At 69.0% G+C, this 20,638-nt stretch carries 16 protein-coding genes; 8 read left to right on the top strand and 8 right to left on the bottom strand.

Annotated elements, in window-relative coordinates; genetic code table 11:
- Nucleotides 1-290 precede the first annotated feature (290 nt).
- Nucleotides 291-2,729 carry a ribonuclease R gene (rnr, locus tag AC6CH2_RS17185; protein WP_498270261.1) on the bottom strand — a complete coding sequence of 813 codons (2,439 nt, stop codon included), beginning with the start codon at nt 2,727-2,729 and terminating at the stop codon, nt 291-293.
- 456 nt (nt 2,730-3,185) lie between these two features.
- Between rnr and AC6CH2_RS17180 the strand changes: the two genes are divergently transcribed.
- Complete coding sequence (locus AC6CH2_RS17180) at nt 3,186-4,562, top strand: trypsin-like serine peptidase (RefSeq protein WP_498270260.1); 1,377 nt, start codon at nt 3,186-3,188, stop codon at nt 4,560-4,562.
- A gap of 227 nt (nt 4,563-4,789) precedes the next feature.
- Here the strand turns inward: AC6CH2_RS17180 and AC6CH2_RS17175 are convergent, their stop codons facing one another.
- Nucleotides 4,790-5,716 (bottom strand): MBL fold metallo-hydrolase, encoded by a 927-nt coding sequence (locus tag AC6CH2_RS17175; RefSeq protein WP_498270382.1) that lies wholly within the window; start codon nt 5,714-5,716, stop codon nt 4,790-4,792.
- Between the two features lie 314 nt (nt 5,717-6,030).
- Between AC6CH2_RS17175 and AC6CH2_RS17170 the strand changes: the two genes are divergently transcribed.
- From AC6CH2_RS17170 to AC6CH2_RS17160, 3 genes are all read left to right on the top strand, one after another.
- Nucleotides 6,031-6,924, top strand: a complete 894-nt coding sequence (locus tag AC6CH2_RS17170; RefSeq protein ID WP_498270259.1) for a LysR family transcriptional regulator — start codon at nt 6,031-6,033, stop codon at nt 6,922-6,924.
- 82 nt (nt 6,925-7,006) lie between these two features.
- Complete coding sequence (locus AC6CH2_RS17165; RefSeq protein WP_498270258.1) at nt 7,007-7,630, top strand: CGNR zinc finger domain-containing protein; 624 nt, start codon at nt 7,007-7,009, stop codon at nt 7,628-7,630.
- A gap of 49 nt (nt 7,631-7,679) precedes the next feature.
- Nucleotides 7,680-8,600, top strand: coding sequence for a TolB family protein (locus AC6CH2_RS17160; RefSeq protein WP_498270257.1), 921 nt, complete (start codon nt 7,680-7,682; stop codon nt 8,598-8,600).
- A gap of 102 nt (nt 8,601-8,702) precedes the next feature.
- Here the strand turns inward: AC6CH2_RS17160 and AC6CH2_RS17155 are convergent, their stop codons facing one another.
- Nucleotides 8,703-10,517 (bottom strand): monovalent cation:proton antiporter-2 (CPA2) family protein, encoded by a 1,815-nt coding sequence (locus AC6CH2_RS17155; protein WP_498270256.1) that lies wholly within the window; start codon nt 10,515-10,517, stop codon nt 8,703-8,705.
- A gap of 210 nt (nt 10,518-10,727) precedes the next feature.
- Here AC6CH2_RS17155 and AC6CH2_RS17150 point away from each other — a divergent pair, with 210 nt between their 5' ends.
- From AC6CH2_RS17150 to AC6CH2_RS17140, 3 genes are all read left to right on the top strand, one after another.
- Entirely contained in the window at nt 10,728-11,708 is a 981-nt protein-coding gene (locus AC6CH2_RS17150) for a YfaP family protein (protein WP_498270255.1), read from the top strand.
- 143 nt (nt 11,709-11,851) lie between these two features.
- Nucleotides 11,852-12,988, top strand: a complete 1,137-nt coding sequence (locus AC6CH2_RS17145) for a polysaccharide deacetylase family protein (RefSeq protein ID WP_498270254.1) — start codon at nt 11,852-11,854, stop codon at nt 12,986-12,988.
- Between the two features lie 254 nt (nt 12,989-13,242).
- On the top strand, nt 13,243-13,719 hold the full coding sequence (locus AC6CH2_RS17140) for a hypothetical protein (protein ID WP_498270253.1): 477 nt from the start codon (nt 13,243-13,245) through the stop codon (nt 13,717-13,719).
- A 156-nt stretch (nt 13,720-13,875) separates the two neighbouring features.
- Here the strand turns inward: AC6CH2_RS17140 and asnB are convergent, their stop codons facing one another.
- A complete protein-coding gene (gene asnB / locus AC6CH2_RS17135; protein WP_498270252.1) occupies nt 13,876-15,579 on the bottom strand; it encodes an asparagine synthase B in 1,704 nt (567 codons plus the stop codon).
- 140 nt (nt 15,580-15,719) lie between these two features.
- Nucleotides 15,720-15,851 (bottom strand): hypothetical protein, encoded by a 132-nt coding sequence (locus tag AC6CH2_RS17130; protein WP_255610633.1) that lies wholly within the window; start codon nt 15,849-15,851, stop codon nt 15,720-15,722.
- A gap of 199 nt (nt 15,852-16,050) precedes the next feature.
- Here AC6CH2_RS17130 and AC6CH2_RS17125 point away from each other — a divergent pair, with 199 nt between their 5' ends.
- The gene (locus AC6CH2_RS17125) at nt 16,051-18,468 is read left to right on the top strand and encodes a penicillin acylase family protein (RefSeq protein ID WP_498270251.1); all 2,418 of its coding nucleotides are present in this window, start codon (nt 16,051-16,053) and stop codon (nt 18,466-18,468) included.
- A 155-nt stretch (nt 18,469-18,623) separates the two neighbouring features.
- Here AC6CH2_RS17125 and dapE read toward each other — a convergent pair whose 3' ends face one another.
- Genes dapE through AC6CH2_RS17110 form a run of 3 tightly spaced genes read right to left on the bottom strand, consistent with a single transcriptional unit; the run spans nt 18,624 to nt 20,631 of the window.
- Nucleotides 18,624-19,793, bottom strand: coding sequence for a succinyl-diaminopimelate desuccinylase (dapE, locus tag AC6CH2_RS17120; RefSeq protein ID WP_498270250.1), 1,170 nt, complete (start codon nt 19,791-19,793; stop codon nt 18,624-18,626).
- Complete coding sequence (locus AC6CH2_RS17115; protein WP_031370445.1) at nt 19,790-20,149, bottom strand: Spx/MgsR family RNA polymerase-binding regulatory protein; 360 nt, start codon at nt 20,147-20,149, stop codon at nt 19,790-19,792. The genes dapE and AC6CH2_RS17115 overlap by 4 nt, the downstream gene beginning before the upstream one ends.
- 26 nt (nt 20,150-20,175) lie before the next feature.
- Complete coding sequence (locus AC6CH2_RS17110) at nt 20,176-20,631, bottom strand: hypothetical protein (RefSeq protein ID WP_498270249.1); 456 nt, start codon at nt 20,629-20,631, stop codon at nt 20,176-20,178.
- Nucleotides 20,632-20,638: the final 7 nt, after the last annotated feature.

Genomic DNA, 20,638 nt, shown 5'->3' with positions numbered 1-20,638 from the left:
GCGCGGTCGGGGCGGACGGCAATTCTAAGCTACCCGGCGCCGGGCGGCCGCCTGCGATCCGGCTGACAGCGCTTTGGGCGCCGGCCAATGAGACTCGACGCCTCTTCACGGTGCCCCCTTCGCAGAGGCGGCCAGGGATCTTTTCGCTACGGCTTTGCCCTGAGCACTCGAGCGGCCGAAGCAAATCCCCGCGCTGGCGCGATCCGAAGCGAATCCATGCCGGGCGCCCGCCGCTTCTCCAAAGGGGTTAGGTAAAGCATTGCGCGCCGGGGCGGCTCAGCGCTCGGACCTCAGTACTTCTGCTTGCTCCGCTTCGCCGGCTGGCCGCGCGGCGGCAGCGGTTTGGCGCCGCGCTCCTCGGCCAGGCGGAAGTCGATCTTGCGGTCTTCGACGCTGGCCTTGAGCACGACGATGCTGACCCGGTCTCCGAGGCGGAACTCGCGCGCGGTGCGTTCGCCCTTCAGCGTCTTGCGGATCGGGTCGAAGTGGTAGTAGTCGTGCGGCAGCTGGGTGACGTGGATCAGGCCGTTGACCTTGGATTGGTCGAGCTCGATGAACAAGCCGAAGCTGGTCACGCCGCTGATCGTGCCTTCGAACTCGCCGCCGACGTGCTGCTCCATCCACGCGGCACGGTAACGCTCGTCGACCTCGCGCTCGGCCTCGTCGGCACGGCGTTCGCGTTCCGAGCACTGCAGCGCCAGCGCGGTCATCTGCCGCGGCGAATACACGAAGGTCGACGGCTGCGCGCCGGTCAAGGCGTGCTTGATCGCGCGATGCACCAGCAGGTCGGGATAACGCCGGATCGGCGAGGTGAAGTGAGCGTACGCGGTCAGGGCCAGGCCGAAGTGGCCGACGTTCTCCGGCGCGTACACGGCCAGGCTCTGGCTGCGCAGCAACACCGACTCGATCAGGGCCGCATCGGGGCGTTCTCGGATCTTCTTCAGCAACTGGGTGAAGTCGCGCGGTTCGACCTGGTTCCAGGCCGGCATACGCAGCTTGAACTCCTTGAGGAACTCCTGCAGATCGGCGTACTTCTGCTCCGGCGGCCGGTCGTGGATGCGGAACGGCGCGGGCACCTGCTGGGCGATCAGAAACTTCGCCGCCTCGACGTTGGCCGCGATCATGCACTCCTCGATCAGCTTGTGCGCATCGTTGCGCTGAAGCATGCCGGCCTGCACCACTTCGCCGCTCTTGCCGAGGACGAAACGCACCTCGCTGGATTCGAACTCGATCGCGCCGCGCTTCTGCCGCGCCTTCAGCAGCACCTGGAACAACTGATGCAGGCGCTCGATATGCGGCAGCAAGGAACCGATCTGTTCGCGCGCTTCGGTCTGCGCTTCCTCGGGGACGTCGCCGACCGCGTTCCACACCTGGGTGTAGGTCAGGCGCGCATGCGAGTTCATCACCGCTTCGTAGAACTTCGACTGGGTCACTTCGCCGTCGCGGCCGATCTGCATGTCGCAGACGAAGCACAGGCGGTCGACCTTGGGATTGAGCGAGCAGATGCCGTTCGACAAGGTCTCCGGCAGCATCGGCACGACGAAACCGGGGAAATACACCGAGGTCGCGCGCTTCTGCGCCTCGTCGTCGAGCGGGGTGCCGGGGCGAACGTAATGCGAGACGTCGGCGATCGCGACCACCAGACGGAAACCGTCGCGATTGGTTTCGCAATACACCGCGTCGTCGAAGTCCTTGGCGTCCTCTCCGTCGATGGTGACCAGCGGCATCGCGCGCAAGTCGACGCGCTGGGCGGCGACCGAGGCCTCGACCGTCAGCGGCACCGCCGCGGCTTCGTCGAGGGTGGCTTGCGGGAACACATCGGGAATCTCGTGGCCGTGGATCGCGGCCTGCACCGCCAGCGAGGCGGTGAGCTTGTCGCCGAGCACCGCGAGCACGCGGCCGATCGGCGGGCGCTTCGGGTCGGGCGCCTGCAACAGCTCGCAGACCACCAACTGGCCGTTCTGCGCCTCCATGCGCCCGTCCGGCGGAATCTGCACGTTGCGCTGGATGCGGCGGTCGTCGGGCACCACGTAGCTGATGCCGGACTCGAGCGTGAAGCGGCCGATCAGGCGGTTGATGCGGCGTTCGAGCACTTCCACGATCGCGCCTTCGCGGCGGCCGCGGCGATCGACGCCGGTGACGCTGACCAGCACGCGGTCGCCGTGCATGGCCTTGCGCATTTCGAACGGCGGCAGGAACAGGTCGTCGCCGCCGGCCTCGGGACGCAGAAAGCCGAAGCCGTCGGGGTTGGCGATCACTACGCCGGGAATCAGGTCCATCTGCGCCGCCGGCGCGAACTCGCCCTTGCGGTTCTGGATCAGCTGGCCGTCGCGCAGCATCGCACCCAGGCGCTTGCCGAGAGCGTCGACGCGATCGGGTTCGGTCAGTTGCAGCTGCTCGGCCAGGGCCTCGGCGCGCATCGGGCCGTCGCCGGCGACCAGGGTCTGCAGGATCAATTCGCGGCTGGCGATCGGCTGCGCGTAGCGCGAGGCTTCGCGGTCGGCATAGGGATCGTGATAGGCGGGTGCGCGGGCCGCGCCGCTGGCGGGCTGGCCGTGCGTGCCCTTGCTCGGGCCGTGCTGGAGGTTCTCGGGCAGCCAGGCCGGGCGCGGTGCGGGGCTCTTGCGGCTGCGGGGGCCGGCGCTCGGGGCGCCGCCGCCAGGGGTCTTGCGGAAAGGGGTTTTGCCACCGGTCGGACCGGGCTTGTTGCTTTTCGTCTTTTTTGTCATGGCCGTATGGTCTCACATCGCCATTAAGGCAGCGTCTGTATCGCCCCCGGAGCTGCGGGCTCCCGACGCGCGGTCGCTCAAGCCGGCAGGCGCGGGCCGATCGACGCGGCGTGCGCGGCCTGCGCTGCGTGCTGCAAATGCGACGCCGGCCCACCGCGGATTCGGCGTCGGCGCGACCTGGTTGCGCCGCAACTGAACGAAAAATCCGCTGTTTTCATGTTGCCGTGCACCCTCGAGCGGGTGCGCGTCACGTTCCTCGCATCGTCGAGTTGCAATGCAGCGCACAAATAATCCGACCGTTCGCAAACCCGGCGCCTTGTACTTCGAGCGCTTCGGCGAAGCCGGCAAGACCGCACAAAACCGGGTGCGGGCCGGTCGTAGGGTCCGGGCGTCCCCGCTGCGGCGGCGGACCGGCGCATTCGCCGTCCCTCCCTATGGCACTCAAGGAATCGCACGATGATCCGCAAGAACGCGCTCTGCCTGGCGCTCGTCGCCGGGCTGTCCAGTTTCTCGATGCATGCCGCCACCGGCTCCAACGCCGCCGAAATGGATTCGGCGCCGGTCACCGAAGCGCCGCTCGCCGGCGCGATGGGCGCGGCCGAATTCGCCGTCGCCGCCAAGGCCACGACACCGCGCTTGTTCAGCCTCGGCCGGCCGACCAGCCTCGACGTATCGGCCTTGAAAGACCGCCGCATCCGTCAGGACAAGAACGGCGAACCGCTCGAGATCGGTTTTGCCCGCAACATCGCGCGCAGCGCGGTCGATCTGAACACCCTCGCCTGGCAACCGCTCGCCGACGGCTCGCGCGCCGCGCGTTTCGAGGTGTCCTCCAGCGGCGCGGTCGCGCTGCGCGCCGGCCTGTCGCTGCGCGGCGCCGGCGCGGCCTCGGCGATCCTGCACTTCGCCGGCAACGACGGCCGCGTGTTCGAGCAGCGCGGCGCCGATTTCGCCGGCAACGCGCTCGGCTGGTCGCCGGTGGTCGCGGGCGACACCGTCGCGGTCGAGCTGATCCTGCCCAAGGGCGTGCGCACCAACGCGCTGAGCCTGAAGATCCCGCAGCTTTCGCACCTGGACGTCAGCCCGGTCGCGAGCGAGCGCGAATTCCAGGCCAAGATCGGCGAAAGCGATTATTGCGAGAAGGACATCGTCTGCCGCACCAGCCCGCCGTCGGGCTTCGTCTCCACCGCCAAGTCGGTCGCGCGCATGACCTTCACCAGCGGCGGCGGCACCTACCTGTGCACCGGCACCCTGCTCAACAACAATCACTCGCCGAAGAAGCGCCTGTTCTGGACCGCGGCGCACTGCATCAACAACCAGACCGTGGCCAACTCGCTGCAGACCTATTGGTTCTACGACGTCACCACCTGCAACGGCTCGACCGTCAATCCGGCCTACACCACGCTCAGCGGCGGCGCTTACCTGCGCCACGCCAACAACACCCGCGACACCGCCCTGCTTGAGCTCAAGACCGCACCGCCTTCGGGCGCGGTGTATGCGGGCTGGTCGAGTGCGGCGATCGGTGCCACCGGCACCGCGATCGAAGGCATCCATCACCCAGCCGGCGACGTCAAGAAATACTCGCTGGGTTCGGTGACCGGGCTGTCGACCTCGATCGACGGCAAGTCGCCGCTGTACCGCGTGGTCTGGAACACCGGCGTCACCGAAGGCGGCTCGTCGGGCTCGGGCCTGTTCACCGTGACCGGCACCGGCGGTTATCAGCTGCGCGGCGGTCTGTACGGCGGTTACTCCTACTGCAGCGCGCCGCGCGACCCTGATTACTACTCGCGCTTCTCGGACATCTATTCGAGCGTGTCGAGCTACTTCAATCCCTGAGTCGCGGCTGGGTCGCGGTCCGCGGTATGGATCGCAGCTAGACGAACGGCCGCTGCACGCGCAGCGGCCGTTCTAGTTCGCGCGGGGATGCTGTTGCCCTTCGGGCAGGAACGACGCGAGTCGCGACCGCGCAACTTCGGACGAGGATGCGGCCGCCGCTTGCCCCGCTCCTACCCTTGAAGCCGAAGCCTGCGAGCCGACATCGAACGCTCGTCAGTGGGCGCCGATCAATGCCACGGCATCTCGCCCTTGGCGACCTTCGCGCTGATCTCCAGCGACAGGTCGCCGCCGAGGTCGGGATAACGCCGCCTCATCGCCGCGATCAAGGCCTTCGAATCGGCTGCTTTAGCCGCCTCTTCGTCGAAGGCGCGGATGTAGCCGGCACTGAAACGCACCGCGTCGAGGTTCTGCGCGGCGCCTTCGGCGAAATGCCCCGGGATCACCACCTCGGGCTTGAGCTCTTCGATGCCCTTGAGCGTGGCCAGCCAGGCCTGGTGCGATTGCGGGGTCTGGGTGTCGGCCATGAACAGATGCTCGCCCGAAACCACCGGCACGCCGCCGGCGACGGTGCGGATCGACGGAATCCAGACATAGCTGCGATCCGGCGTGGGGCCGTCGAGGCCGACGATCTGCAGCGACTGGCCTTCCAGTTCGATGCGGTCGCCTGCGAGCGGCTGCGGCACGACGATGCGCTTGGGCGCGTCGACGCCGAGCTTCGGCCCCCAGTAGGCGAACTTGGCTTCCTGGGTGCTGCGGATGTGTTCCACCGTCTGCGGCGTGGCGACGATCCTGGCCTCGGGGAAGGCGTCCTGCAGGGTGTCCAGGCCGAAGTAGAAGTCCGGGTCGCCGTGGCTGATGTAGATCGTGGTCAGGCGCTTGCCCGACGCCTTGATCAAGTCGACCAGCTTGCGGGCGTCGGCGGCGGCGAACTGCGCGTCGATCAGCACCGCCTCCCGCGCGCCGGTCACCAACACCGAGCTGACTTCGAAGATGCCCTGCTTGCCTGGGTTGTAGACCTCGGTCTTCAACGTTGCCGCGACCGGCCCGGCCGGCGTGGGCGCAGCGGCCGGTGCCGCGTTCGGTTGAGCCGGGGTGGATTGGTGGCGGCCGCAGGCGGCCAGGGCCAGGCTCAGGCAGGCGGCGGACACCGCCAGGAACAAACGATGGTTGTAGACGGGGGGCTGCGGCATGAAGGCTTCCTCGTGAGGGCGATAGGGCGAACGACGGCGACGGACGACGTGCGGCTTGCGGCCCGGGGCCAGAGTGCGGGGCCGTGGGCGCAGGCCGCGTGACGGGGCGGCGACCCGGCGCCATTGCGGGTCGGGACGATGCCCGGCCTGCACGAACAGGCCCTGCGAGCGATGCGGCCGCGACCCCGATGGCGCCAGGATAGTTGCCTGGATCGGCGCAAAAAACCGCGTATAAGTCGACTGTCTTTTGCATATTCCGAGCGAATCGAATGGACCGGATGACCGCCATCGCCGTCTTCGTCGAAATCGCCGAACGCGGCAGCCTGACCGCCGCGGCCGAGGCCCTGGACATGTCGCGGGCCATGGTTACCCGCTATCTGGCCGAGCTCGAGCGCTGGCTCGGCGTGCGCGTGCTGCACCGGACCACCCGGCGGACCAGCCTGACCGGCGCCGGCGAAACCGCGCTGGCGCGGTTCCGGCAGATGCTCGAGATCGGCGACGACCTGCGCCTCGCCCTGGCCGCCGACGACGCCGAGCCGCACGGGCAGATCCGCATCACCGCCTCGATGTCGTTCGGCGCCAGCCACCTCGCCGCGGCGGTCGCCGACTACCTCGCACGCCACCCGCGTACGCGCATCGACATGGTGCTGGGCGAGCGCGCGGTCAATCTGGTCGAGGAACGCATCGACCTGGCGATCCGCATCGCGCGCGAACTCGATCCCAACCTGATCGCACGCCGGCTCAGCGTCTGCCGCTCGGTGCTGTGCGCCTCGCCGGCTTACCTGGCGCGACACGGCCGGCCGCAGCGGATCGAAGAGCTCAGCGCGCACAACTGCCTGACCCATCATCACGTCGGCCGCAGCCTGTGGGAGTTCCGTCATCGCGGCGAGCCGTGCAGCGTCGCGGTCGGCGGCAACATCAGCGCCAACGAAGCCACGGTGCTGGTCGCCGCGGCCCGCGCCGGCGCCGGCATCGCGCCGTTGCCTACCTACCAGGCCCTGGACTGGGTGCGCGCCGGCGAACTCGAAATCGTCCTGCCGGACTACGAATTGCCGCCGATGGGCATCCACGGCGTCTACGCCTCGCGCCGGCAGATGCCGGCGCTGGCACGCAGCTTCCTGGATTTCCTGGTCGAACGCTTCGGCGAGGAGCCCTATTGGGACCGCGCCTGAGCCGTCGGTCGGAACCTTTAAAATCGATATTGAAGGTTAGCCGGAATCGGCCTAGTCTCTTGGCGAACCGCTAGGGCCCCGCATGCGCCTCGAACACCACGCCTTCCAGCCCGCCGATCTCGTCGGCGGCGATCCGGCACTCGACCTGGTCAACACCGTCACCGCGCGCGACAGCGAGCCGCGCGACTGGCTCGACGACTATGCCGCGCTGCTACGCTGGGCGCGCCAGACTGCGTGCTTCTCGCGCGCCGATCTCAATGTCCTCGAAGCACTGCAAGCGCAGCAGCCGGCCAAGGCGGCCGCCGCCCTGACGCGCTGCAAGGCTTTGCGCGAAGCCTTGTGCGATGCGCTGTACGCCCTCGCCCGCGGCAAGGCGCCGGGCGCCACCGACCTCGACCTCATCGACCAGGCCCGGCTGGCCGCGTCCAAGGCCGCGCGCCTGGTGTCGCGACGTTCGCGGCTGCAGACCGAATGGTCGGCGGAACGATCCGGGCTCGACCTGATCGCGCACGTGATCACCGCTTACGCGATCGAGTTGCTCAAGGACGCCCGCCTCGACCGCCTGCGCGTCTGCGACGGCCACGATTGTGGCTGGGTGTTCGTCGATACCTCCAAGAACGGCCGGCGCCGCTGGTGCGACATGGCGACCTGCGGCAACGTCGCCAAGGCGCGCCGGTTCCAGCAACGCGCCCGCGACGGCGATTGAGCGCGGACCGAACCCCGCCCGGGCCCCGACCGACAACGCAGGAGCCGCCATGGCCATGCCCCGACCCTCGTCCACTACAGCGCTGCTGCGCTCGCTCGCGGCCGGCTGGCTGTTGCTCGCCGGCTGCGCCGGGGCCGACGCACCCGACCGGCGGGCGCCCAAGCCGGCTGACGCGGTGCGCTGGACGCCGCCGGGCATCGCCAGCGATCAGTACGAGTCTTCGCCGACCTTCTCGCCGGACGGCCGCGAGATCTATTTCATGCGCAGCGACCGCCAGTTCGCCAACTGGCGGATCCTGCACTCGCGGTGCGGCCGCGACGGTTGGTCGACGCCGCAGGCGCCGTCGTTCGCCGCGGCCACCGCCGCCGATGCCGATCCCTACCTGAGCGCCGACGGCCGGCGCCTGTATTTCGTCTCGACCCGCCACGATCCGGCCGGCGAGGATCTCGACATCTACTACGTCGAGCGCGCCGCCGACGGCGCCTGGGGCGCGGCGCAGCGCCTGCCCGAGCCGGTCAACTCCAAGGCCTCGGAACTGCTGCCGCGCGCGACCGCCGACGGCCGCCTGTACTTCGGTTCCAGCCGCGACGGCGGGCATGGCAAGAACGATCTCTACCTCGCCACGCCGCAGCCCGGTGGCGGCTGGCAGGTGCGCAACCTCGGCCCGCCGCTGAGCACCGCCGACGACGAATACGAGGCCGATGTCGCCCGCGACGGCCGCAGCCTGGTCGCGGTGATCGACCGCGGCGATCGCTCGCATCTTTACCGGTTCGAGCGGCATGGCGAGGGCTGGCGCGAAAGCGGGCGGATTCCGGCCCGCAGCGACGTGTTCCAGGTCGGCCCCCTGCTGTCGCCGCGCGGCGACCGCTTGCTGTTCGCGCAGGCCGACGGCGAACGCTCGGGCGAATTGTTCCTGGTCGATCTGGTAGCGCAGCCGGATCGGGGTTGGCCGCCGCGGTGCGGTGACTAGGAGCTAGGAGCTAGGAACTAGTGGCCAGGAACTGGGAACTGGTCGGGGGCCAGGAGTGAGAAAAGAGGAGTGAGAAACGAGGAGTGAGGAGTAAGGGGGCGGCTATGCGCTGCTGGCGGACGGTTCGGCCGATTTCGCGCCGGCGCGCGGCTTCGGCGTGACCAGCGGGGTCTGCTGCATGTTGCCGTAGAGCAGCGACACGCCGGCGCGTACGCCGCCGACCAGTTCCAGTTCGAAGCGCTCGGCGTCGCGATGGCGGATCTCGGCCACGACTTCCGCGGCCTCGTTTTCGGGCACGCCGAGTTCGATCAACGCCGCTTCGCCGAAACGCATCGCCGACTCGAAGGTCTCGCGCACCTGCAGGTCGACGCCAGCATGCACCAGCTCGAGCGCGTGCTCGCGGTCGAAGCTGCGCGCCAGCAAGCGCGCCTGTGGGAATTCATGGCGGATCAACTGGGCGGTGACGGTGGCCGCGGCGCGGTCGTCGATGCAGATCGCGATCAACTGGGCGGTGTCCGCGCCCGAGGCGTGCAGCACGTCGAGACGGGTGCCGTCGCCGTAGTAGACCTTGAAACCGAAGGTCTGCGCGCTCTGGATCATCTCCACGTCGGTGTCGATGATCGACACCTCCACGCCGCGCGCGAGCAGGGATTGGCAGACCACCTGGCCGAAGCGGCCGAAGCCGATCAGCAAAACGCTGCCGGCGAGGCCGTTGGGCTCGTCGACGCCCTCCAGCGACAGCGCAGTCCTCGGCGCCAGCCGGCGCAAGGCGATGATCGCGATCGGCGTCAACGCCATCGACAACACCACGATCGCGGTCAGGTTGGCGCCGACCTCGGCGTCGATCAGGCGGGCGCCGGCGGCGGCCGAGAACAGCACGAAGGCGAACTCGCCGCCCTGCGCCATCAGCACCGCGCGGTCCAGCGCTTCGGTGTGGCAGGCCTTGAGCAGGCGCGCGACGATGTAGATGCACGCCGCCTTGACGATCATCAGCGCGACCACGCCGCCGACGATCAGCGGCCAGTTCGCCGCGACCACGATCAGGTCCAGCGACATGCCGACGCTGAGGAAGAACAGGCCCAGCAGGATGCCGCGGAAGGGTTCGACATCGGCCTCGAGCTGGTGGCGGAACGTCGATTCCGACAGCAGCACGCCGGCCAGGAACGCGCCCATCGCCATCGACAGGCCGCCGACCTGCATCAAAAGCGCCGCGCCGAGCACCACCAACAGCGCCGCCGCGGTCATGACCTCGCGCGCCTTGGCCGCGGCGAGCACGCGGAACAGCGGGTTCAACAGCCAGATGCCGGCCGCCAGCAGCGCCGCCAGCGAGGCCAGGGCGATGCCGATGTCGAGCCAGCGCGAACGCGAGGCGCCGTCGACGGCGAGGTCGGCCGGCGCCATCAGCGCGACCAGGGCCAGCAAGGGCACGATCAGCAGATCCTCGAACAACAGGACCGAGACGATGCGCTGCCCGCGCGGCAGGGCCAGGTCGCCGCGCTCGCCGAGGATCTGCATGACGATCGCGGTCGAAGTAAGCACGAAGCCCATCGCGCCGATGAAGGCGACCACCGGCGGGAAACCGAACGCCAGGCCGACCCCGGTCATCGCCGCCGAACACAGCAGGATCTGCGCGGTGCCCAACCCGAAGATCTCGCGGCGCAGGCTCCACAGATGCGACGGCCGCATTTCCAGGCCGATCAGGAACAGGAACATGACCACGCCGAGTTCGGCGACGTGCAGGATCGCCTGCGAGTCGGAGAAGAAGCCGAGCCCGAACGGACCGATCGCCAGGCCCGCGGCCAGATAGCCGAGCACCGAACCCAGGCCGATGCGCTTGAAGATCGGTACCGCGATCACGCCGGCTGCGAGCAGCACCACCACCTTGACCAGTTCGCTGCCCTGCGCTTCGGCGGCCATCGCGCGTCCCCCCCTTCTCGACTCACTCGTATTCGATCACCGCCGTCCCTGCGGGCCGGCTCACTGCATTCGCGTGCACGACCGCCCCTGCGGCCCAGCCTCGCTACAGCCTAACAGGCAAGCCGCGGCGGTATGGGCGCCGGCGCCACGGATTCGGCCTGCGGCGTTGCTATGATCGCGCCTCGCGACTCCCCTTCTAAGGACCGGATCATGCTTCGCCGTGCGGCTGCGCTCGCCCTGGTTTTCAGCTGCGTCATGCTTTGCGGCGGCACGGTCCAGGCATTTGGCCCGAGTACCGAGACGGGCGCCGCCAGCCTCGACGGCCTGCGCATCGTGTTGAGCTGGAACGCCGCCGACGCCGACCTCGACTCGCACCTGAGCTATCCCGACCGCCACGTCTATTTCGAGCGCAAGACCGGCGACGACGCGCGCCTGGACCTGGACGGCAGCGGCGCGGGCGCGGGCCAAAGCCCGGAAACCCTGACTCTGCTGCGCAAGCAGGCCGGTTACGGCTACACCTACGCGGTGCACGATTTCGGCAACCGCAACCAACCGGCCGCCAGTGCGCTGTCGCGCAGCGGCGCCCAGGTCTCGCTGTATCTGGGCGGGAAATTGCTGCGCAGCTACGCAGTGCCGCGGGGCCGTCCCGGCAATCTATGGCGGGTGTTCCGCATCGACGGCGAAGGCCGCTTCGAAGACATCGACCGGATCGACGCCAGCACCGCGCCGGCCGAACGCGTCGATGCGGAACTCGATCGCCTCGCCCGCCTCGACGGCGGCGCCGACGGTGCCGGCGGCGACGAGATCGATGCCGGCCGGCCCGGCCCCGCCGCCGCTGCCAACCAGCGCGGCGAAGCGGCGTATCGCGCCGGCCACCTTGAAGGCGCGGTCGCGGCATATCAGCAATCGATCGAGCTCGACCCCGGTTATGCCCTGGCCTACAGCAACCTGGGGCTGGCCTACCTCAAGCTCGGCCGCAGCGCCGAGGCGCTCTGGACCTCGCGCCAGGCCATCGCCCTGGCCCGCGGAGCCGGCGCCGGTACTATCCGCGCCGGCGCCTACTACAACATCGGCAGGCTGCTGGAAGACGACGGGCGCTACGATGAGGCCATGTCGAACTATCTCTCGGCCAAGCGCGAGCAGGCCGACCCGACCTACGACCGGGCGATCGAACGGGTGCGCGGGCTGTGAGCCGCGCCCTCGCCGCCGCCGCGAGCGCGCCGACGACATCCCGGTTCAAGTCGGGACGAGCCCGGATTTTATCGGTCCGGATTTTATCGGCCCGGATCTTGTCGGCCCGAATCTTGTCGGCCCGGATTTTGTCGGCCCGACTCTTGTCGGCCCAGATCTTGTTGGCCTGGAGCGCGCTCGGTCTCGCGCTGCCGGCCCAGGCTGCCGGGCCGTCCGCGGTCGCCAGTGCCGACCGCGCCACCTGGCCTCATGTCCTGGACACCCCGGCTGCGTTCGACCGCGCCTCACGCGCCGAGATCCTCGCCTTCGCCCACGAGCTCGCGGCCAGCGAAAGCCTCGACGAAACCGCCCTGCTCGCCCGGCTCAAGCTCAAGCAGATCGATCGCGCCTCGCTCGACAAGATCCGCACGCGCTTCTGGCAGCGGCTGAGCGCGAACTATCGGCTGGCCTCGCGCTCGTGCGCACCGCGCGAGGCGTTCTGCGCCGCGGCCGAGGACGCCGCGGCGCTGCGGAAACTCGCCATGGCTTTCGATGAGGCGCCCGACCGCGGCTATGCGGCCTGGCGCACCGACGCGGCACGCTTCCATCGCATCTATCTCGACGAGACCTTGCGCCTGGCCGCGTTGTTTCCGCGGGTCAGCAGCGAAATCGACACCTATTCCAGCGCCGAACTCGACGGCAGCGAATTGCCCGACCGCCAGTTCCTGCTGAGCTTCGACGACGGCCCGAGCGCGCCCGGCGGCAACACCGACCGCCTGTTGGCGAGCTTGCGCCAGGCCGGGCTCGCCGCGACCTTCTTCGTCGTCGGCGAATCGCTGCAACGGCGGCTCGGCGCCGCGCCAGCGCGGCCGACCGATCTGTACGCCGGCATGTGCGTCGCCTCGCACGGCTGGGAGCACCAATCGCATGCGCGTTGGGCGCAGTGGCAGGAATCGGTGATCCGCAGCGATGCGTTGGTGCGCGCCGTCGCCGGTCCGGCCTACGTGCCGCTGTTCCGGCCGCCGTACGGCCAGCGCCGTGCCGACAGCGGGCCGTTCTTCGCCCAGCGCGGCCTGCGGGTGGCGTTGTGGAGCATCGATTCGCAGGACTGGAACGCCAAGGTCTCGGCCGCTGAGGTGCAAGGCCGGTTGCTCAGCCTGATGCTGCTGTGGCGCCACGGCACGATCCTGTTCCACGACGTCCACGACAAGGCGCGCATCGCCCTGCCCGGGCTGCTGCGACAGACCCGCGGTGCGGGCTTGCACTGGCTCGACTGCAAGGACTATCCCGGTCGCGGCTGAGCCCGCCGCAAATCCGGCGCTGATTTCGTCCGCGCCTTGTCGGGTTTCGTCGGGCCATGGCGGCCTTCGTCGCAAAGGCCGTCCCGGCGCGTTAACGCCGCGCAGCGCCTGTGCCACATTCCCGCCCGGCGCCGCCCGTCGCGGCGCCGTCCGCACGGTCGCAGCCTGCGCGCAGCACAGGTCCCCGGAGAGCACCTCACCGGAGAAATCGCCCGGCGGACTCTTACCCAACGTCATCCAAGGAAGATTCGACAATGTTCAAGACCTATCGGATTACGGCGCTCGCCGCCGGCCTGTTCTCGCTCGTCCTGCCGTTGACCGCGCTCGCTTCGGATCCGCCCAGCGTCTGGGAAAACCAGTCTGCCTGCGGCGGCAAGTATTCGGCCAAGCTCAAGCTGGTGTTCGACCACAGCGGCAGCGCCGCCAGCGCGCACGCCGAAGCCAGCCTGGTGCGCAATCCTTTCGCCCAGGGCTCGGTGCCCTACCCCAACTATTTCGTCGCCCAGAGCGTGGTGATGAGCCGCAACGCCGCCAACCCGAACTGGGTCAGCGACGTGCAGGACACCGAGATCGCCGGCGCCTATTCGACCGCGCCGGTGACCAGCGGCACCACCGTGTTCAAGGCACCGGGCTGCGAACTGGTCGCGGCCGCGACGGTCAACGTGCAATGCCCGAACGGGACCTGGGAGTACAAGAACCTCGAGCGCCGCTGGCCGGGCTGCGGGCAGTAACGCACTCGCCGGACACGATCGCCAGGGACGGCGATCGTCCTGATCGCCACCGACGACTGCAAGCGATGAACGCTTGCCGGGCCTCGTGCCCCGAGGTCCGGCCAGATCGGCGGCCCAAGCGGTGCCGCCCAGGTAGCGCCGCTCAAGCCTCGCCGATCACACCAGCGCCGCCTGGTGCACGCCGGCCACCGCGCGTCCCGACGGATCGGCGGCGTTCGCGAACGAGGCGTCCCAGGCGATCGCCGCGGGCGACGAGCAGGCGATCGACTTGCCGCCAGGCACGGTCTCGGCGCAGGCCGCGCCCGGGAAGTGGCGCTCGAACAGGCTGCGATAGAAATACGCTTCCTTGGTCTGCGGCGTGTTGATCGGAAAACGTCCCACCGCCGTGGCCATGTCGCGGTCGCTGACCTGCGCTTCGGCATGCGCCTTGAGGCCGTCGATCCAGCCGTAGCCGACGCCGTCGCTGAATTGCTCCTTCTGCCGCCACAGGATCGAATCGGGCAGATAGCCCTCGAAGGCTTCGCGCAGCACCGCCTTCTCGATGCCGCGCTTGCCGCCGGCGGCGTGGTCGACCATCTTCGCTTGCGCGTCCATGCGCATCGCCAAGTCGAGGAATTCGACGTCCAGGAACGGCACCCGCGGCTCCACGCCCCAGGCCATCATCGACTTGTTGGCGCGCAGGCAGTCGAAGCTGTGCAGCGCGTCGAGCTTGCGCACCAGTTCCTCGTGGAATTCGCGCGCGTTCGGCGCCTTGTGGAAGTACAGATAGCCGCCGAAGATCTCGTCCGAGCCTTCGCCCGACAGCACCATCTTCACCCCCATCGCCTTGATCCGCCGCGCCAGCAGGAACATCGGCGTCGACGCGCGGATCGTGGTCACGTCGTAGGTCTCGATGTGCTGGATCACGTCCGGCAGCACGTCCAGGCCTTCTTCGAAGGTGTAGGTGAAGCCGTGGTGCACCGTGCCGAGCGCCTGCGCGGCGATCTCGGCCGCGGCCAGGTCGGGCGAGCCTTCCAGGCCGATCGCGAACGAATGCAGACGCGGCCACCAGGCTTCGGCCTGGTCGTCTTCCTCGACCCGGCGGCGGGCGAAACGCGCCGCGCAGGCGGCCACCAGCGACGAGTCCAGGCCGCCCGACAGCAACACGCCATAGGGCACGTCGCTCATCATCTGCCGGTGCACGGCGCGCTCGAAGGCTTCGCGCAGTTCCTGCCTGGACACCTCGACGCCGCGGGTGGCGTCGTAGTCGCGCCACGGCCGCTGGTAGTACTTCACCGGCGCGCCGACCTCGCTGTCGTAGTAGTGGCCGGCCGGGAACGGGCTGACGTCGTCGCACAAACGCGCCAGCGCCTTCATTTCCGACGCCACCCACAGGCGGCCGTCGGCATCGTGGCCCCAGTACAGCGGGCATACGCCGATCGGGTCGCGTGCGATCAGGTAGCGGCCGCGCGCCGCGTCCCACAACGCGAACGCGAAAATGCCGTTGAGACGGTTGAGCAACTCGCCGAAGTCGCCGTGTTCGCCGCCTTCGCGGTACAGGGCGTTGATGACTTCGCAGTCGGACTTGGTCTGGAATTCGTAGGGCCGGGCGAGCCGCTGCTCGAGTTCGCGATGGTTGTAGATTTCGCCGTTGACCGCGAGCGCGAGTTCGCCGTCGCTCGAGCGCAGCGGTTGCGAGCCGCCGGTCGGGTCGACGATGGCGAGCCGCTCGTGCACCAGGATCGCGCGCGGCTCGACGCTGACGCCGGACCAGTCGGGACCGCGATGGCGCTGGCGCGCGGACAGGGACAGGGCCAGCGGCCGCAGCGGGCGCAGGTCGGCGCCGGGGCGCAGGTCGAACAGACCGAGGATCGAGCACATCTGAGCATCTCCTGGAGGGTTTGCAGCGTTCGGATGGGAAAGGCGGAAGAGACGGCGGGAGAAAAGCAGGCGCCCTAAACGCAGAAAGCCCGCACTTCGCAGTGCGGGCTTCCTGAGCGATTGAGCGTATGTTGCGCGCGCTAATCGCCGGCCCGCGGGAGGCTGGCGTTATTGCGATTATTGTTGTTGACCCGCACGTCGGCCGCGGCCGGGCGCGCACGGCCGCGGAGGGCGGCGTGGCTGCGGCTGGCGGTGGCGAAGACGGCGGTCATGGCTCGATCCTGCTTGAGGATCGCGCCGGATGCAAGCGCCTCATGCCAGCGTCGGACCCGCCATATCGCCGCCGGCGCGACCGCGGTCGCGGTTCGGGCGGCCCGGCCGGCGGCGGGACGGCCGGCGACGGCGGCAGCCGATGCGGCGCGGCCACGGCGCCGACACCGACTTCGGCTAAGCTCGGCGGCGGAGGAAACCATGGCCAAATGGATCAAGCGCGGCCTGATCGCGCTGCTTTGCCTGTCGTTGCTCGGCGCCGTCGCGGCCTGGTGGATGTTGCGCGGCAGCCTGCCCCGCCTGGACGGCGAACTCGCCCTGCCCGGCCTGTCGGCCCCGGCGACGATCCAGCGCGATGCGCTCGGCGTGGTCACCGTCGATGCCGCCAACCAGACCGATGCGATGCGCGTCCTCGGCTATGTCCACGGCCAGGAGCGCTATTTCGAGATGGACCTGCTGCGACGCACCGCGGCCGGCGAACTGTCTGCGCTGTTCGGCGCTCGCGCGCTCGACTACGACCGTCGTCATCGGGTGCATCGCCTGCGCAGCCGGGTCGAAACGCAACTGGCGTCGTTCGCCGGCGACAAAGCCGCCTTGCTGCAGGCCTATGCCGACGGCATCAACGCCGGCGTCGCCGGCCTGTCGCGCAAGCCCTGGCCGTATTTGTTGCTCGGCGCCGAGCCCGCACCCTGGAAGCGATCGGATTCGGCCCTGGTCGGGTACGCGATGTACTTCGACCTGCAGGACGCGAGCAACGCCCGCGACCTCGCGTACTGGCGCATGCGCCCGCACCTGCCGCCGGCCTTGTACGCCCTGATCACCCACAACGGCAGCCGCTGGGACGCGCCGCTGTTCGGCGCGCCGTTCGGCGATGCCGAGCTGCCGGGCGCCGACCAGGTCGATCTGCGCAAACTGCCGGCGCCGGCCTCCGGCGGCGTGCTGCAACTGCCGTTCCCCGACGAGATCGGCAGCAATAATTTCGCCGTCGCCGGCAGCCTGACCGCCGACCGCCGCGCCATCGTCGCCGACGACATGCATCTGGGCCTGCGCGCGCCCAACCTGTGGTTTCGCGCGCGCCTGCGCTACGCCGATCCGCGCGTGCCCGGCGGCCGGGTCGATGTCAGCGGCTTCACCCTGCCGGGTTTGCCGGCGCTGGTGGTCGGCAGCAACGGTCATGTCGCCTGGGCCTTCACCAACAGCTACGGCGACTGGGCCGACTGGTCGCTCGAACCCGGCTGCGCCGGCGCGGCTACCGCTGCGACCTGCGCCGGCCTGCGCGTGCATGAGGAACTCATCGCGGTCAAAGGCGCGCGGCCGAGCAAACTGACGGTGCGCGAGACCGCCTGGGGACCGTTGCTGCACGACAACCCCGACGGCAGCGCGCTGGCCCTGCGCTGGGCCGCGCATTTGCCGGGCTCGCTCAACATGGGCCTGGCCGATCTGAGCCGCGCGCGATCGGTCGACGACGCGATGCGGCTCGCGCGCGACGTCGCCATGCCGGTGCAGAATCTGGTGCTCGGCGACCGACAGGGCAAGATCGCCTGGCGCCTGCTGGGGCCGATTCCGGAACGCGACGACGCCTGTTCGACCGCGACCCTGGTCGAGAACGACCTCGTCGCCGGCAAGCGACGCAGCGCCGCATGCCCGCCCTGGAGCCTGCAGACCGAAGACGCGCCGCAACTGGTCGCGCCGCCGTCGGGCCGGCTGTGGACGGCGAACACGCGCACGCTCGACGGCCACGAGTACGAGCGCATCGGCGACGGCAACTACGTGCTCGGCGCGCGCGCCGGCCAGATCCGCGACGGTCTGTTCGCCAAACAGCGCTTCAACGAACGCGACCTGCTCGCGATCCAGCTCGACGACCGCGCGCTGTTCCTGCAGCGCTGGTGGAAGTTGCTGCAGGACCAGGCCGCGCGCGTGGACAAGGCCGGCAACGCCAGCCCCGCGCTGGCGACGCTGGCCGAAGCGGCGCGTCGCTGGGAGGCCCGCGCCGTGCCCGGCTCGGCGAGCTACCGGATCGTCCGCAACTGGCGCCGCGCAGTGCACACCCGCATCGCCAACGGCCTGACCGCGCCGGTGCGTGCCGAACTCGGCGATGGTTTCGTGATGCCGGAGTTGAAACAGCTCGAAGGCGTGGTCTGGCCGCTGCTGACGCAACGGCCGGATCATCTGTTGCCGCGCAGCGAACGCTCCTGGGACGAATTGCTGGAGCACTCGGCCGACGACGTGCTCAAGGAATTCGCGGTGTCGCCCGGCCCGGATGCCGCGGCGCGCTTGGCCAGGCAGCGTTGGGGCGAGCACAACACCGCTTCGATCTGCCACCCGCTCGCATCGGCCCTGCCCGGCTTCGCCAAGCGCGCGCTGTGCATGCCGTTCGACGAACTGCCCGGCGACTCGGCCATGCCGCGGGTGCAGCGACCGGATTTCGGCGCTTCCGAACGCATGGTGGTGTCGCCCGGCCACGAGGCCGACGGCATCATCCACATGCCCGGCGGCCAGAGCGGCCACCCGCTGTCGCCGTTCTGGGGCGCGGGCCACGACGATTGGGTGCGCGGCCGGCCGACGCCGTTCCTGCCGGGCCCCGCGCGGCATACCTTGACGGTCAAGCCGTTGCAGTAAATGTTGCGTCCGCGGCGACCGAAAACCGCGGCCGCGGCTCGCGCCGCTCCTACTCCTGCGACGCGGCTCCCGGGTAGGAGCGGCGCGAGCCGCGACCGCCATGCCAACGTTCGCCGTACCATCGCAATACAGCGGTGGCGCCTTGCGATGCCGGTTTAGCGGCTTTCGACCAACAAGCGCTCGATCAACGCCCGATACAGATCCGGCAACGCCTCCAGGTCCGCGACCGAGACGTTTTCGTCTACCTTGTGGATGCTGGCGTTGACCGGGCCGATCTCGATGCATTGCGCACCCAGCGGCGCGATGAAGCGCGCATCCGAGGTGCCGCCGCCGGTGCTTTCCTCGGGCTGGCCGCCGGAGAACCGCGCCAGCACTTCGCGCGCCGCAGCGCGCAGCGGACCTTCGGGGGTGTAGAACGGCTCGCCGCCGCGGAACCAGCACAGTTCGTACTGCAGGCCGTGCGCACGCAACACATCCTCGCATTCCCGTTCCAGGCGCTCGGCGTTCCAGCTCGGGTTGTAACGCAGGTTGAACAGCACCTGCAGCTCGCCTGGAATCACGTTGTTGGCACCGGTGCCGGCCTGGATGTTGCTGATCTGCAGCGAGGTCGGCGGGAAGGTTTCGTACCCTTCGTCCCAACGGCGCGCGGCCAGTTCGGACAAGGCCGGCATGGCCTGATGAATCGGGTTGCGCGCCTTTTCCGGGTAGGCGACATGGCCCTGCACACCGATCACCTTCAAGGTCGCCGACAAGGTGCCGCGGCGGCCCACGCGCAGCAGATCGCCGAGCCTGGCGGTCGACGAAGGTTCACCAGTCACGCACCAGTCGATGCGCTCGCCGCGTTCGCGGAAGGTCTCGGCGACGCGGCGCACGCCATCGATCGCGTCGCCCTCCTCGTCGGAAGTCAGCAGCAGGGCGATGCGCCCGCGATGTTGCGGGTGGGCGGCAACGAACTCCTCCAGCGCGACCACGAACGCGGCCACGCTGCCCTTCATGTCGGCGGCGCCGCGGCCGTACAACACGCCGTCGCGGATCTCGGGCAGGAAGGGATCGCTGGCCCAGGTGTCGACCGGGCCGGAGGGCACGACGTCGGTATGGCCGAGCAGGACCAGGGTCGGGCCTTCGCCGTCGCCGTGCACCGCCCACAGATTGTCGACCTCGCCGTAGCGCAGGTGCTCGCAGACGAAACCGGCGCGACGCAGACGCTCGGCGATGAGCGCCTGGCAACCGAGGTCGTCGGGGGTGACCGAGGGCCGCGCGATCAGCGCCAGGGTCAGATCGAGTACCGCACTCGACGAGGCCCCGCTCGACGAGGCCGCGCTCACGAACCGACCCCGAAGCGCTGCTTGAAGCCGTTGTCGCTGAAACCCTGGCTGACCTTGCCGTCGTCGGTCACCACCAGCGGACGACGGATCAGTTGCGGGTACTCCTTCAGCAGCAACTTCCACTCCGCGTCCGAGGCCGGTTCCTTGCGGTTCGGCGCCAGGGTGCGCCAAGTGGTCGAGGACTTGTTGATCAGCGACTCCCAGCCGCCGACCTGATTCTTCCACTCGACCAGCGTTTCCGGCGCCTGCCGGTTATCGCGATAGTCGACGAAGGTATGGGCGACGCCGAAGCGGTCCAGCCACTTGCGGGCCTTCTTGCAGGTGTCGCAGTTGTTGAGTCCGTAAAGAGTGGTCATGCGGTGAACCTCGATTCGATGTCGGATCAATTCGCGCGAAGACGCTTGATGCGCTCGGCCAGTTCGGCGCCCAGCGAGTACTTGAAGAAAGGCAGCAGCACCAGGCCTTTTGGAATGAAGACGATCTCGTTGCCCAGCTTTCCCGGCGCTCGCAGTTTCAGGGTGAGACGCGGAGGATGGTTGCTGCGGGTGATATGGACATCCTCGATGTCTTCCAGGGCGATGCGTTGTTTCACCAGCCCCCTCCTGACCAGCAAGAAGCTTCCGCCGTCGAGCACTTGTCGAACAGGGCTGAAGATATGGCGAGACATCGCTAGATAGCCGATCAACATCATCAGCACGGGCGCCAGCACTGCCTGAGGCTGGGTTTTCCAAGTCCCGGTGGCGAACGCCGCAGCGACCATGGCGACTAGCGCTCCGTACCAGATAACCGGAAAAGCCTTCTTGAAGAAGAGGGGTTGTCCTGACGAAATCTCTTTCATGACCATA

The sequence above is a fragment of the Lysobacter sp. GQ73 genome (genome assembly GCF_059758755.1).
Note: the sequence above shows the minus strand (reverse complement) of the source record. Positions and strands in the feature narration are given on the sequence as shown.

Bases quoted from the DNA above. Each gene is read 5' to 3' on its own strand.
- rnr (WP_498270261.1), bottom strand. From the start codon at position 2,729: ATGACAAAAAAGACGAAAAGCAACAAGCCCGGTCCGACCGGTGGCAAA.
- AC6CH2_RS17180 (WP_498270260.1), top strand. From the start codon at position 3,186: ATGATCCGCAAGAACGCGCTCTGCCTGGCGCTCGTCGCCGGGCTGTCC.
- AC6CH2_RS17170 (WP_498270259.1), top strand. From the start codon at position 6,031: ATGACCGCCATCGCCGTCTTCGTCGAAATCGCCGAACGCGGCAGCCTG.
- AC6CH2_RS17165 (WP_498270258.1), top strand. From the start codon at position 7,007: ATGCGCCTCGAACACCACGCCTTCCAGCCCGCCGATCTCGTCGGCGGC.
- AC6CH2_RS17160 (WP_498270257.1), top strand. From the start codon at position 7,680: ATGGCCATGCCCCGACCCTCGTCCACTACAGCGCTGCTGCGCTCGCTC.
- AC6CH2_RS17155 (WP_498270256.1), bottom strand. From the start codon at position 10,517: ATGGCCGCCGAAGCGCAGGGCAGCGAACTGGTCAAGGTGGTGGTGCTG.
- AC6CH2_RS17150 (WP_498270255.1), top strand. From the start codon at position 10,728: ATGCTTCGCCGTGCGGCTGCGCTCGCCCTGGTTTTCAGCTGCGTCATG.
- AC6CH2_RS17140 (WP_498270253.1), top strand. From the start codon at position 13,243: ATGTTCAAGACCTATCGGATTACGGCGCTCGCCGCCGGCCTGTTCTCG.
- asnB (WP_498270252.1), bottom strand. From the start codon at position 15,579: ATGTGCTCGATCCTCGGTCTGTTCGACCTGCGCCCCGGCGCCGACCTG.
- AC6CH2_RS17130 (WP_255610633.1), bottom strand. From the start codon at position 15,851: ATGACCGCCGTCTTCGCCACCGCCAGCCGCAGCCACGCCGCCCTCCGC.
- AC6CH2_RS17125 (WP_498270251.1), top strand. From the start codon at position 16,051: ATGGCCAAATGGATCAAGCGCGGCCTGATCGCGCTGCTTTGCCTGTCG.
- AC6CH2_RS17115 (WP_031370445.1), bottom strand. From the start codon at position 20,149: ATGACCACTCTTTACGGACTCAACAACTGCGACACCTGCAAGAAGGCC.
- AC6CH2_RS17110 (WP_498270249.1), bottom strand. From the start codon at position 20,631: ATGAAAGAGATTTCGTCAGGACAACCCCTCTTCTTCAAGAAGGCTTTT.